Origin of the sequence: Bremerella sp. P1, assembly GCF_028748185.1 — a bacterium.
Lineage (GTDB): Bacteria > Planctomycetota > Planctomycetia > Pirellulales > Pirellulaceae > Bremerella.
Genome location: NZ_CP118164.1, coordinates 2,128,015 through 2,141,194 on the forward strand (window position 1 = coordinate 2,128,015; position 13,180 = coordinate 2,141,194).

The following is a 13,180-nucleotide window of genomic DNA, read 5'->3' on the forward strand; positions in this document are numbered from 1 at the left end:
GCATTGATTAGCCGTCGCGACTTTCCCCGACGGCCTGCTCTCGTTCCGCAGCTAAATCGCTGCCATCCTTGCTCGCCCAATGACAGATGGTCATCAGCAGTTGCTTACGATCAATCGGTTTGGTCAGGAATCCATCGCAACCGGCGTTCATGCACTTCTGTTTGTCGCGCGCCATGGCATGGGCTGTCAGTGCCAGGATCGGACGGTCGTACCCACGGCTTCGTAGTTCTTGAGTCGCTTCGTAACCGTCCTGCACCGGCATTTGCATGTCCATCAAAATACAATCGTACGGACTACCGGCCTTCTCGGCATTCAGGGCGGCCTCGACCGCGAGTTGACCGTTACCCACGACCTCGACTTCCGCCCCGGCTTTATTCAAGACAAACTTGATGAGTCGTTGATTGTCGGGACCATCTTCGGCCAAGAGCAGGTTAATTCCCTGGAGACTAATACGATCGGTCGAGCTCTGGGCCTTCGTCTTGCCGAGTGCCCTGGCAGCCGGGGCATCCAGAAACTCAATTTCTTCGATCCGACCGACATCGACGGTCAAACGAAATGAAGTTCCTTGTCCAATCTGAGAGTGAGAAACAATCAAGTCTCCTCCCAGCATCACCGCCAGACGTTTGCTGATCGTCAGCCCGAGCCCCGTTCCGCCGAACCTTCGGGTCATGGACGAGTCGGCCTGGCAAAACGGCTGGAACAAGCGGGCAATCTGCTCGTGTGTCATCCCGATACCGGAGTCGATGATGTCGAACTGCATAATGGCTCGGTCGTGGTACTTTACAAGTTCCGCATTCAAGGCCACGCCACCGACCTCTGTAAACTTGATTGCATTCCCAAGGACATTGATCAAGATTTGTCGCAGCCGAGTCGGATCGGTGTGAATTGACTTCGGAATCTGACCGCTGAACTTGGACGAAAGCTTAAGGCCAGCCCCGTCGGCTTTGACCTGTACCAACGAGATCACTTCATTGACAAGCGTATAGGGACACGTCGAGAGTCTTTCGACAGTCAACTTGCCAGACTCAACCTTAGACAGATCGAGGATATCGTTGATGATGGCCAAGAGATGTGCGCCATTTCGCTGAATAGTCTCAATCGCCTGTTGGCTCTCTTCATCTTGGGCTGCTTCGGTTAGGGTTTCGGCAAATCCGAGAATGGCCGTCATTGGGGTTCGAATTTCGTGGCTCATGTTCGCCAGGAATTCGCTTTTTGCAAGCGTGGCCGCTGTCGCGTCTTCGGCCATCTTCTCTGCCAAAGCACTTTGCTTCGCCAATTCGTGATTAACGGAATTGAGCTTCTGCTGGGACGACTCAGCCATCTTCAAAAGGCGTTCGGTATCGGCCGCTTTGTCTTTGAAGATCTGTGCAGCCATAGCGAGACGCCCTAGTTCATCATTGCGATCCAGTGCGGGAATCGACTCGATCCTTTCACCCTTAGCAAGGCCGTCGAATGTGTCGGCAATCGCATTGAGCGGAGGGACAACGTCACGACCGATCAGCCAGGCAGCGGCAATCCCCAAAACGATCGTAATCAAAGAGAACAAGTTACTTGCCGCCTTGAAGCTTTTATTATCCTCGGCCATGCTGGCCGCTAGTTGGCTCACATGTTCGGTCTGTTCCCGACGGATCTTTCCCGCCAATCGGCGAAACTCGACCGATTCCCCTGCCAGGACAACATTCACCAAGTGCAGGTATCCGCGGGTTGCCTGAACCATTTGAATTGCGGCATCCTCATACTTCTTCACCGCGTCAATGGATGCTTTCGCGTCGACCTGAACTTTGGGATCTTGGATTTCCGTCAGCGGACGAAGATACCGATTGGTACTCGCCAACTGCGACTTGGCCTCTCGAAAGTGCAGTGAGTCGGGTCCATTGACAAACTTCAGGACATTCAGCTGAGCGGCCGTAAATGCCGCGTCCGCCTCTTCGGCAAATTCTTGGGTGGTGGGATTCTCCAACAGTTTCACAATGGCGTGCTGAAACTCTTCCACGTGACTTTGCAGGTCTTCATTGACGAGCTTGCGACGTTTCGCTCGATCGGCTTCAACTGCCGAGAAGATTTCGCGATGGGCTTTCAAGTGGGCTTGCATCGCTTGAATGTCTTCGCGTTCGCCTAGATGATCGCTGTTGGCGGCTTCGGCAAGGAGACGATCCAACTCCACTTGTAGCTCTTCTGCTCGCTGCTCCGGCCCCTCGTACCCTGTGAATGCAAACAAGAGTACGTTTCGCTGAAGGGCTGCCACGGCGCGATCAATTTCGTAGAAACGATCGACTTCGCCGCGAAGCTGACTGTAGGTGTTGAAGTCTTGCTGCGACTTAAGAATCCCGTAGTGGCTGAGAACCGCAATGGAAATATGCAACAACAGGACGATCGAAAACCCCAGCGAGATTTTCGCGCTTACGCTCCAGCCTTTCGACTCGTGATCAGTATGTTGTTGGTTCATTTTTGATCCTCTTCACACCTGACTAAGCCGTTAATAGTTCGTACCAACGAACAAGGCTGTATTCATACGAATCCATCACCGTGTTCCAAACCGCAACATTTCCTAGACGCTCTAGGTAGGAACCACCTGTTCGGTAGCTGCCTGCCTTGACTGCGGTGCTTCCGTCAGCACCTGGCAAATCCATTTCGGCCTGCTTCCCTTCGTACCAATAGTCCCACTCTTGGGAAGTGAGATACTCTTGGGCTCGCTGGGGAATGGAGATGTAATATCCCTGACGCGCCATGTAAGCTCCGGCCCATCCATCGAGCCACCAATTCATGTACTCGTAGGCCGCATCCCGCGTGTATCCGGTTGTTTTGCTGGAAAGACATAACACGCCATGCCAGCCACGGTAGCCTTCCTTAGGAGCCGCATACGTAACGGGAATGCCCATCCCGTTGAGCGTGGACACCGCCGGCGAGAACATACTCTCGATGACCACCCGACCGGTTTTCATGAACTGAACCGACTGGGGAACCGAGTTCCAGATTCCGTTGAAGTGCTTGCGGCGTTTGTAGTCGACCAGAACGCTGAACAGGTTGTCGATCTCTGACCGCGAGAGGTTACCGATGTCTTGGAATTCGACCAAGCCTTTGGCCTGCGCAGCCAATGCCGCATCGAAGATCCCGATCGCTGGCTCATTCACTAAACCAACGCGACCTCGATACTCGTCGTCGAGAAGCCATCCCCAACTCTCAGTTTCGTACGGTACGCCTTGGGGAATGATCGACGTGTTGTAGCCGAATGAATCGACGTTGTGCACATACGGCAGGAAGCTCAGCTGACTGGTTGACCGGGGACCAAGGCTACCATCACTTTGAACGTGCAGGATCTTGTGCGGTGCGTCGCCTGCCCCGATTTTCATATCCGGCGCAAGTCGGCCTGTCTTGGTGAGTGGATTGATCTCGTCCCAGCGTCGAATGCGTGACTTGTCGATCGGCTGAATCGCGTTGGCATACCACAAAACGTTGATACTGTTGGACCACTGCTCGTAAACGTCGAACGATTCCGGACGCGTCGAAGCCTTCTGCAGAACGCCTGCACTACCGCGGGGCTCAAAGATAATCTGAATGCCAAGATCTTGTTCGGCCTGGCGGCGAATATCTTCTTGCAGAGTAACATCGGTCCCAAGCACGCGTAGCGTCGCCTTCTGTTTGGCATGCACCGCAGGCGGAGAGTTTAGGTACGAAAGCCCAACGACCGCAGCAGCAGCCTGACCAACAAACCGGCGTCGAGAGATCGGATTGTTTCGCTTTGATTGTTTAACGCTACTTGTGATACCCATGAAGCGCCCCTCTTCATGTTGATGCCTATACATGGCTGCTAAGCCGGGAACAAAAGGCCGCAAAGTAATATGGGATGCAGAAACGCGCGTGTGGGCAAATCAAGGTTTTTCCCTGGAAAACCCCGCAAAAACCTGCTTCAACAGCCACCGCAAGCGCTTAAAAACGCTTCGTATGGCCAGAGCCCCCCTGCCACCTATGCAACTGCCTACCACCCGGCAGACGACAAGGTGATCAAATTACAAACGATTTGCTAGCTCACATTAAGGCTGCCATCCGTCTCGGTTTGATCCACACTACTGGCCCCTAATACGACTAGATGTCGCCGTCACGGCCCAAAGCAAAAGACCATGCAGAGACAGTCCATGAAAGACAAGCGACCGGCAGGGTCAGCATGAAAACCTGGGGGCATTCGTCCCCAAAAGCAAAACCCGCCAAGCCAAGAACAGCCAGCCTCAAGAAGCAACAAAAGGACTCGCGTCAGATCGACGTAAGTCCTTATGTGCTCGAATATTGCCTTTGAGCGGAGGACAAGGGATTCGAACCCTCAACCGGTTACCCGGCACTTGATTTCGAGTCAAGCTGCTAGCCAGTTCGCGTATCCTCCCGGCTTTGGAACTTCTCAGTTTACCGACTCTTGGGTTTCTATCAACCCGGCCTGAAATCGTTCCTGGGACAAAACTTGGGACCGGTTTCACCTAGCCGAGGTTCGCGTAGGGGCTCTGCGGAGTAGTTCACATCTTTCGGTTTTTGTGTCGCATTCTCTGGAATCTGAATTGTCCATTAACCTAACCATCCTAAGATGCAGGTTCATCGCTGATTAAAACCCTGCTCTGGCGAGAATCTACTCGCCAAGAGGTTGCTGATGGAAACTCCGAGCAATCAACTATTCTCGACCCTCATCGATTCCCTTCTTCAGCTTCGTCAGGGAGCCCTCAGGCTCGAAGGGGAATTCGCTACCTCGCTGGAAAAGATCCCAGAGTCGCAACGACAGTGTGGTCGGAACCTGGTGCACTACCTTAGTGTTCGTCAGCACGACATCCGAGAGTTGCAGTATCAGCTACATGCCTTAGGGCTTAGTTCTCTGGGACGGATGGAAGCGTACGTACTGCCGACAATCGATGCTGTTCTGACAGCCCTTTACCGCTTGGCAGATCAGACACCGCCAGAGATCGATCTTCAGAATTCGTTCGAAGGCTTTCGGGTTGGCCGTGCCCAGTTGGAAAGAAACACAAATACCCTGTTCGGCGAACCAGACAGCTCTCGCCAACAGCGAATCATGGTCACAATTCCCAGCGAGGGTGCCTTGAACTATCGGCTGATCCTGGAACTGCTTCAGGCCGGCATGGATGTCATGCGCATCAATTGCTCGAAGGATGACCAGCAGGTTTGGGCGCAGATGATTGAACACCTCCGGCGCGCTGAAAAGGAAACGGCCTGCAGCTGCAAAGTCCAGATGGACCTCGCTGGCCCCAATCCGCGAACCAGCCCACTTGAGTCCAAGCCAAGGGTTTTGCATTGGCGTCCTCGATTGAATGACGTCGGGAAGATCCGTTCACCCGCAAAGGTTTGGCTTTCTTCGGAGGCCCCTATCAACAAATCGGCGGATGAAGTTCTACCACTTCCGCCAGATGCTCTGAAGTCGATTCAACAAGGTGACAAGGTATTCGTGACTGACACCCGCGGCCGACAACAAACGCTTGTGGTTCGCTCGGTAGAAGAAGCTGGCTGTTGGGCGGAAGGAGACGACGAAGCATTCGTTGAACCGAACGCACATTTTTGTGTGCTTCGAAATAGCGAACAGGTACACGCAGGAAACATCGCCGACACATTCGTCAAGCAATCCGAACATGAGTTCACCGTTCATGTCGGCGATCTTATCACGTTGACTCATGGCGATATTCCTGGTCATCCTCCGCGGAAAGACGCGGATGGCAAGATTACCGAGCCGGCAAGTATTGGCTGCAATTTGCCCGAGATCTACCGCGATGTTCGGCCAGGCGATCGTTTCTTCTACGATGATGGTGAACTGGAAGCCGTTGTTCGCGAGGCGTCCGCCGAAAAACTCATCGTCGAAGTTACGCAAACACGAAAAGACTCGGTGAAGATCCGAAGTGATAAAGGAATCAATTTCCCGGACACGCACTTCAATCTGCCTGCGTTAACTCAGAAAGATCGAGCGGATCTCGATTTCGTAGTGGCAAACGCTGATATCCTGGCCTATTCGTTCGTGCGACATGTTCGTGACGTGGAAGACTTGATTGACGAGTTGAACGCCCGAGACGCTGATTCAATCGGCGTCGTTCTTAAAATCGAGACGCAACTGGCATTTCAGACCCTCCCCGAACTCCTACTTGCCGCACTCCGGCATCCGCCCATTGGCGTGATGGTTGCTCGCGGAGATATGGGTGTCGAAATCGGTTTCAACCGTATGTCGGAAGTTCAAGAAGAGATCCTCTGGCTCAGCGAGGCAGCTCACGTACCGGTGATCTGGGCGACGCAAGTTCTGGAAAGCCTGGCGAAAAAAGGACTTCCCACCAGGGCCGAGGTCACGGATGCTGCCATGAGTGGTCGCGCCGAGTGCGTGATGCTGAACAAAGGGGAGCATATCGTCGAAACAGTCCAGTTTCTGTCCGATATTCTGGAACGGATGCAAAACCATCAACGCAAGAAACTGGCGACTCTGCGAAAGCTCAGCGTGTCGAATATTGATTCGGCATCATAATTGCGATGAATCAATCGAAGAGGGGTGCCTTCGCGCGCGTCTCCGAAAAAGCTCGGCAAACGATTTGAAGCCTCTATATCAGGGCCTGGCAACACGAACGTAGTGCTCAGCCTACGGAAGAAGAATTGGTCGCTGCGTAACTTAGCCGCTGGCCGTTGTGAAGTAATAACGCGTCAGGTGAAAGAAGACCGGTGCGGCAAAGCAGATCGCGTCGATACGATCGAGTACGCCGGCGTGCCCTTCCACCAACGTGCCGTAATCCTGAACGCCACGGTCACGCTTAATGGCACTCATGGCCATACTGCCGGCGGCCCCCATCACGGCAATCACAATCGACATCACGGCACTCTGCCAGGGATTGAACGGCGTGGCCCCGGTCAGGCTTAGCATAGCTCCAACGACTGCGGTGACGCCGGTGCCTGCGAAGAAGCCTTCCCAGGTTCGGCTGGCGTTGATATTCGGAGCAATCACATTCTTGCCGAGCAAGCGGCTGCAGACAAAGTGCAATAGATCACTCAATTGAGCGATCAGAAGGAAGTAGAACAACAGACCAGCGGTGCTCTTGGTCGAGTATTCTGGATCGGTCCAATCAGTCAGGTACAAGAGTGCCGGAGCATAGCTAAGCGAGTAGACGCAAATGTAAAGTCCGGCTTGAATCTTCGCGATACGTTCCAGAAAACGTTTGTAGTCGCCCGCAACGGCAATGCGTGCGGCAATGAACAGGAAGCCATAGACCGGAATCAGAATACTGAACAGTTCGTACTGCGACTGCCCCATCGCCACCAACACATACTGAGCCGGCGTCAAAATAAAGAAGACCCAGAATAAGGTACGGTGGTCACCCAGCCGCGTTGGCGTGAGAGTAATGAACTCGCGGAGTGCCCAGAACGAGATCAGGAAGAACAAGATCACCGTGGCAACCGGCGAAGGAATCGTGAATGTGACAGCCAGGATCGCCGTCATCAGCCACCAGGCCCGCACTCGGCGAATGAATGCCTGAACGATGGCCGGGTTCACGCTTGAATCAGGCTGGCGGCGTAAGATCTGCCCTGCCCCAGTTGCGATCAACAAACAACTGATCACGACCCCAAGTAAGATACCGGTCGCACCATCCAGCAGAAACGCCGTTTGTTGAGCCAACAACGGTGCCGTAAGAATCGTGCTAAGGGATGCGTGTAGCAAGTCCATGATGTCGTATCAGCGTCAGACGTCTCGCAGCCGGGAAACCGCTTCCCGAGCGCGGACGAGAAAGTCGGTCTTCGGCTCGCCGTTCTCTAACCAGATAGGCGGCCCGAAGATCACACGGCTCAACAGGGGAACCGGTAAGTACTCGCCCTTAGGCAAGATGCGTGTCATATTGTCGACATACACCGGAACCAATTCCAGGTCAGGTCGCTTCTTTGCCAGGTAAAAAAGCCCACTTTTGAAATCGCGGAGGTTCGTTCCGTCGTTGCGGCTTCCCTCGGGGAAGATAATCGCGGAGTACTTGTCGCCAATCTCTTTGAGCATCGATTCCACCGGGCTGCGGTGGACCTTGATGTTCTCACGATCGATCAACATCGCATTCAAGGAATGTGCCAGGTAACGGCGGAACCAGCCTCGGTCCCAATAATCCTTCGCCGCGACTGGCTTGGTCAGCTCGCGACAATGCTTAGGAAGCGATGCCCAGATGATCACCGCGTCAATGTGACTTGTGTGGTTGGCAAAATAGATCCGTTGGCATGTGTCGGGATGGCAATCCACCCAGCGAACACTGCTTCCGGCGACCACTTTCGCCAGACCAGCCAAGAACGGACCCGTGAAGTTGAATTTCACTTGCTCTGCAACCTAACCCCAGCACGACACGAACGGAATCTATCCATCGTATCGCACGACCGCCCGTAAGACTAGCGGCCCTTTGTTGCGAAACTCTTGTGCTGACTGTACTTTACGATGCTTTTGCGTCGCTTCTCTGAGGAACCAGTACCGGGCTTGTCGCTGGCTGACGAGCCATATGCAGAGCCGCTTGGACTTTCTGACGATAAACACCGCTGATCAAGTCCTGGTAGCCGGAAACCATCGCATCGAGCGAGCCATACCGAAGCACTTTCTCTCGTGCAGCTTTGCCCATTTCAGCCCGCTTATCGGCGTCCTGCATCAATGCGGCCATAGCATCGGCCGTTTCGTCCAGATTGCTGGCCTCGACGAGTAAACCATTCACGCCATCGTCCACGGCATCGGGAATGCTCCCCACGCGGGGGGCGACAACCGGCAACTGGGTCGACATGGCCTCGAGAATCGAAACCGGGCTGGCCTCGTTTTTGGACGTGAGCGCGAAGCAGTCCATCGCCGAAAGCAGCTCAGGGATATCGCTGCGACTGCCGGTCATCGTGACATGATCCTGCAAACCCAGCTCATCACGTAGTGCTTCAATCCCAGGTCGCTCAGGCCCATCCCCCACGATCACAAAGTGCGATTGTGGGGCCTGCTCGACAACGCGGACCGCTGCTTTCAAAAACAATGCATGATCCTTTTCAGGCCGCAGAGCCGCCACGATTCCGCACACGGCCGTATCTTCCGAAACACCCCACTGACCACGAATTTCTTCACGTGTCTGAGCGTTAGCGACAAAGCGGTCGGTATCGATTCCGTTGGGAATGACCGTGACCTTTTCTTGCGGAAAGCCTTCCACTTCGACCAGGTGCTTGCCGTGGGGAGCCGCCACGCCGATGAAGCGATCGGTAATCGAGGTCAGTCGGCGGTTAAGCCAATTGATCGAGTCAGGCCACCCGGTTGAATGAATGGCAGAAGCGACGACCGGCACGCCGGCCAGCCAGGCACAAAGTCGTCCCCAAAACATCTTGTCGCCAGCACCCACCGTAACCACGGCGTCGATCTCGCGCATCGCAAACAGCTCGGTCAGTCGCGGAACGACACGCAGGTCGTACTTGCCACTGAGCATGTTATGGAACGTGGGAACTTCCTTTTGCATCTCTTCGCCCAGTGGTCCCAGCTCTTTCATGCAGCACAGCTCAGGCGCAAATCGATTCCGATCCATCCGTCGAATCAGATTGACCAGCAGCGTTTCGGCACCACCGACTGGCATGCTCGTCACCAGGTACATCACACGCAAAGGGCCGCGGCCATCCAGCGGAAGATTGATTCGTCGTCGCATCATTGATTTTATGGTCCTCTAGGTTCGTGACCCGAATTTGCTTGTTAGCACGCCAACGCCATCCTGCAGTGTCTGCTTTTCCTGGACATCAAAAACCCAGTTGCCTGCATAGGCTTGCCACAGCAGAACGACCCACACGGAAAGCGCCACCGGCCAGCCCAGCCCAAGTAGGAAGGGTGCCGCGGCGAGCATCAGCGTCGACTTCTGGATCTCCATGCCATGGCGATGGGCAAGGAAGAGTGCCAGAACGATAGCAATGGCATTGGCTAGTGCCGTCGCAACAACGGCTCCGGTGAGTCCCCACATCGGCAACAGCAAGGCATTCAGCCCCACGTTCGCGGCAAGCCCAACACCAAAGACGATTGCGCCGACATGCGTTTTCTCGGCACAGCAGAAGTAGAGCATCGCGCACCCGACCAGGCTGTACCAAACACAGTAAGTCAGCGTCCACGGCAACACGGCAAGACCACCGCTGTACTTGCCATCGAAGACGTACTCGAACAACAAGGGAGCGGTCAGCCCAATCACAATGGCACCAGCCATCATCACCATCGAGCTGGCCTTCAGCAGCAGATTCAGTTGTTTGGAAACCTTCGACTGTTCGCCTCGTTCCCAATCGGCCGAAAGATGCGGCAGCAAGATCCCGCCAAACAGGTTCGCCACGGCAACCATCAGCCATGGCACCACGCGGCTACTGTGATAGTCGCCAACAAGGGTAATACTTTCTTCCGCGGTCAGTCCGCTGAAGTGCACGATCATGTAACGATCGACCACTTCAAACAAGTTCGAGAGCAAGTTGATCGCCCACAACCAGGCAGCAAATGGAAGCAACTTCTTCCAGAACTCCGACTGCATCGGAACGCGATCGCACAGCGGTACCTGATTCCAGTCTCGCGCCAGGACAACGCCCCCCATCACCACGGTCACGCTGCATGCGATACCGTAGGAAAGGATGACGCTTTCGGCGGACGTGTCATACCAAAGCAAGAGCCCTAACCCGATCACGGCGAAGAGCACACTATTGACGAACTGCAGCGCCGAAACCATTCGCATCTGCCGCATAGCGATGAACAGTTCGACGAAATAATTGAAGCCCACAACGGCGATCAGCGTCAGTGCGACCACCGGAATGATCGGAGCCAGGCTGGCATCTTTGAACAGCACAACTGCCGCTTGTTCGTGAAATATCCACAGCAGTCCACAACCAATCGACGAAAGGACAACGGTGGCAACCGTGGTTCGATAGAGGAACGTTCGCAGTTGTCCCTTTTGTCGGTAGTGCTCGACGTAGCGGCCAAACGAGCCGGGGATTCCCAGCACAACCAGTGGGCCTGCCAACATCAAAAAGCCAAAGACCAAGTCCCATAACCCGAGCTGTTCGGCCGGCAACCATCGGCAAAACAGCACGCCGCGAATAAACCCAATGCCGCGCTGAAAAACGGTCAGCATTGCCAACAGCAGCATGCTTTCCGCAAGCGATGTCGTCTTGTAGGTCGGCGTACTGGGAATCTCTGCCGCGTTGTTGACGGTAGGAGACGCGCTCATGCGTTCCCTCCTGCCGCTGCGGCCTGCCTGGCATACCGAGGCTGGTAACGCTTCACCCCGTTCACCTTACGCGGATCGATCGTCAGCCAATTCCGCAGACGCGAAAGCTCGGGATCGCCATGGATCCGCTGGATATGGTACGGATCGTCACCGGGAAAATTGTAGCCACCGTAGGCCGAGCAGAACCCCTGGATGCCATTCGCGCGAAGCATGTTAATCGCGGCGTCATTCAGGTTGGCATGTTGGCCAAATGGAAACGCGAAGTAGCGAATCGGTTGATCGATCAGCGACGCCAATTCCTGGGTCGCCGTAATGACTTCGTCATGCAGCTTCTCTGTATCGCGGATCGCACCAACGTCTGGATGGGTTCGCGAATGTCCACCAATTTCGATCACGCCACTAGCCGCCATCTCGCGCAGCTGGTCAACCGTATTGGGAGAGGCATCGATTCCTAGCTTCGCATCATGAGGAAATGGCTTGCCGGTCAAGACGTTGTCGAGCGTTACGAAGTAAGTCGCCGGCATCTGACGCTGAATCAGCTCGCCGATGGCCTGATCACAGTTTTCACCGTAACCATCGTCGAACGTAATCGCCACGCAAGGCTTGGGATTGAATCGCAAAGCGATGCGGCGTTGGGCTTCTGTCAGGGTCACCACCTCCAAGTTGGCTTGCAGCCAATCAAGGTGACGGCGAAAACCGTCGTTGGTAATGGTCCAGTCGTTGAGATTCTGATCCGCCACGCGATGGTAAAAGAGGACCATCACCGGTGCGAGTCCGACCCGCGCGCGGACCTGGCGAAACCGAGCTCGCCATGGCCAGGTCGCGGCATAATAGCCGTCGATCAGTTGTTCTTTCAGTCGCTGCATGCTGGTCTTATTCGCTCTTTCCAAGCGACGCTTTGAGCCAACTCTTGACCTGGGTTTTCGTCGTCCAGATCCCCTGTCGGATCAATCCAAAGGTCGTATTGGGCACGACACGGATCGTCTCGCAGGCTCGTGGTTCGGCTCGCCAATGGGCTTTATAGGGTTCGTCGCCGCGGAGGAAGTCGACGGCTGTCTTGCCTTGTTCGATGGCACGGCGAATGACGGCAATCTGCATCAAGCTGCCAGGCTCATCATTCAGGCGATCAGGATCGATACCGGCCTGGTAGGCATATGAAATGTCATGACCGGGGAAGTGAATCTCGGCCGCGACAGGCACATCGTCCAGGTCGAGCCAGAGAATCTCGCATTTGCCGTCGGCCATCATCTGACTGGCCGCTTCGTACAAAAACTTCGTGAAGCGATCGTCCGCAAAACAGCCTGGCTGATCGAGCGATTTTCGTCGACGCATGTGCAGATCGATCAGAATCGGCATGGCGGCATCCAGGCCGGTCGCGCTATCGCACACATGCAGCTGGCAGCGATCGGTATCGAGCACGCGGTTGATTTGGCGGCGGATCTGTTTGCGATGCGACTTGGACTGCTGCATCTCGAAGTCGTACCAAGTCTCGGGTATCTCAAGTCGCCAGCAATTGATCGCTGATAATCGATGAACCATAGCCTGACACTGCATCATCCGTTGACTCAGTTCTTCCGCGATGGGTGCCCCTTTTTCGAGGTTCTCCCACTCCATCGCATCCCAGGCATTCGAGGTCGTCAGGGCTTCCTGTAACCAATCGACCAACAGCGGAGCCACTCGATTCGGGTCATCCGGGTGCACGAGAATATCGAGATAGTCGCTGCACACCTCACCATCACCCAGAAAGCGAAGCGTACGTCCGCCCGTTTTTCCGGCGGCTTTATACCAGGGAGCTAGTCCAATCAGTTCGTCTCCATCAAACACGCCAACAATGAATAGCTGATGGGCATCGCCGTAATGCTTCCACCACGACATCATCCAGTCGTAGCTGCGAAAGGGCACATTGCCAGCCAACGCATTCCAGGCTGACCGCAAGGAAACGACGGATTGGGGATCTGAAAACCGTTCGACGTGCATAGATATCTGGG

At 54.9% G+C, this 13,180-nt stretch carries 9 protein-coding genes and 1 tRNA gene; 1 reads left to right on the plus strand and 9 read right to left on the minus strand.

The window, feature by feature from the left end:
* Positions 1-7 precede the first annotated feature (7 nt).
* From PSR63_RS08765 to PSR63_RS08775, 3 genes are all read right to left on the minus strand, one after another.
* Positions 8-2,446 (minus strand): response regulator, encoded by a 2,439-nt coding sequence (locus PSR63_RS08765; RefSeq protein ID WP_274332487.1) that lies wholly within the window; start codon positions 2,444-2,446, stop codon positions 8-10.
* 22 nt (positions 2,447-2,468) lie between these two features.
* Positions 2,469-3,770, minus strand: a complete 1,302-nt coding sequence (locus PSR63_RS08770) for an ABC transporter substrate-binding protein (RefSeq protein WP_274332489.1) — start codon at positions 3,768-3,770, stop codon at positions 2,469-2,471.
* 522 nt (positions 3,771-4,292) lie between these two features.
* Positions 4,293-4,375: transfer RNA gene (locus PSR63_RS08775), tRNA-Ser, on the minus strand.
* Positions 4,376-4,633: 258 nt separating this feature from the next.
* Here PSR63_RS08775 and PSR63_RS08780 point away from each other — a divergent pair.
* Positions 4,634-6,493 (plus strand): pyruvate kinase, encoded by a 1,860-nt coding sequence (locus tag PSR63_RS08780; RefSeq protein ID WP_274332490.1) that lies wholly within the window; start codon positions 4,634-4,636, stop codon positions 6,491-6,493.
* Positions 6,494-6,634: 141 nt separating this feature from the next.
* On the opposite strand, the gene PSR63_RS08785 is transcribed toward PSR63_RS08780, so the two are convergent.
* The 6 genes from PSR63_RS08785 to PSR63_RS08810 form a co-directional block, all read right to left on the minus strand.
* On the minus strand, positions 6,635-7,681 hold the full coding sequence (locus PSR63_RS08785) for a phosphatidate cytidylyltransferase (protein WP_144970369.1): 1,047 nt from the start codon (positions 7,679-7,681) through the stop codon (positions 6,635-6,637).
* A 15-nt stretch (positions 7,682-7,696) separates the two neighbouring features.
* Positions 7,697-8,308 carry a lysophospholipid acyltransferase family protein gene (locus PSR63_RS08790; protein ID WP_196782251.1) on the minus strand — a complete coding sequence of 204 codons (612 nt, stop codon included), beginning with the start codon at positions 8,306-8,308 and terminating at the stop codon, positions 7,697-7,699.
* 112 nt (positions 8,309-8,420) lie between these two features.
* On the minus strand, positions 8,421-9,650 hold the full coding sequence (locus tag PSR63_RS08795; RefSeq protein WP_274332494.1) for a glycosyltransferase: 1,230 nt from the start codon (positions 9,648-9,650) through the stop codon (positions 8,421-8,423).
* A 15-nt stretch (positions 9,651-9,665) separates the two neighbouring features.
* Positions 9,666-11,192 (minus strand): lipopolysaccharide biosynthesis protein, encoded by a 1,527-nt coding sequence (locus PSR63_RS08800; RefSeq protein ID WP_274332496.1) that lies wholly within the window; start codon positions 11,190-11,192, stop codon positions 9,666-9,668.
* Positions 11,189-12,058 carry a polysaccharide deacetylase family protein gene (locus PSR63_RS08805; protein WP_274332498.1) on the minus strand — a complete coding sequence of 290 codons (870 nt, stop codon included), beginning with the start codon at positions 12,056-12,058 and terminating at the stop codon, positions 11,189-11,191. Before PSR63_RS08805 ends, PSR63_RS08800 begins: the two co-directional genes overlap by 4 nt.
* Before the next feature lie 7 nt (positions 12,059-12,065).
* On the minus strand, positions 12,066-13,169 hold the full coding sequence (locus PSR63_RS08810) for a GNAT family N-acetyltransferase (RefSeq protein ID WP_274332500.1): 1,104 nt from the start codon (positions 13,167-13,169) through the stop codon (positions 12,066-12,068).
* Positions 13,170-13,180 lie beyond the last annotated feature (11 nt).

Excerpts from the sequence above, each read along its gene's own strand:
- PSR63_RS08805 (WP_274332498.1), bottom strand. The coding sequence starts at position 12,058 with ATGCAGCGACTGAAAGAACAACTGATCGACGGCTATTATGCCGCGACC.
- PSR63_RS08800 (WP_274332496.1), bottom strand. The coding sequence starts at position 11,192 with ATGAGCGCGTCTCCTACCGTCAACAACGCGGCAGAGATTCCCAGTACG.
- PSR63_RS08770 (WP_274332489.1), bottom strand. The coding sequence starts at position 3,770 with ATGGGTATCACAAGTAGCGTTAAACAATCAAAGCGAAACAATCCGATC.
- PSR63_RS08785 (WP_144970369.1), bottom strand. The coding sequence starts at position 7,681 with ATGGACTTGCTACACGCATCCCTTAGCACGATTCTTACGGCACCGTTG.
- PSR63_RS08810 (WP_274332500.1), bottom strand. The coding sequence starts at position 13,169 with ATGCACGTCGAACGGTTTTCAGATCCCCAATCCGTCGTTTCCTTGCGG.
- PSR63_RS08795 (WP_274332494.1), bottom strand. The coding sequence starts at position 9,650 with ATGATGCGACGACGAATCAATCTTCCGCTGGATGGCCGCGGCCCTTTG.
- PSR63_RS08765 (WP_274332487.1), bottom strand. The coding sequence starts at position 2,446 with ATGAACCAACAACATACTGATCACGAGTCGAAAGGCTGGAGCGTAAGC.
- PSR63_RS08780 (WP_274332490.1), top strand. The coding sequence starts at position 4,634 with ATGGAAACTCCGAGCAATCAACTATTCTCGACCCTCATCGATTCCCTT.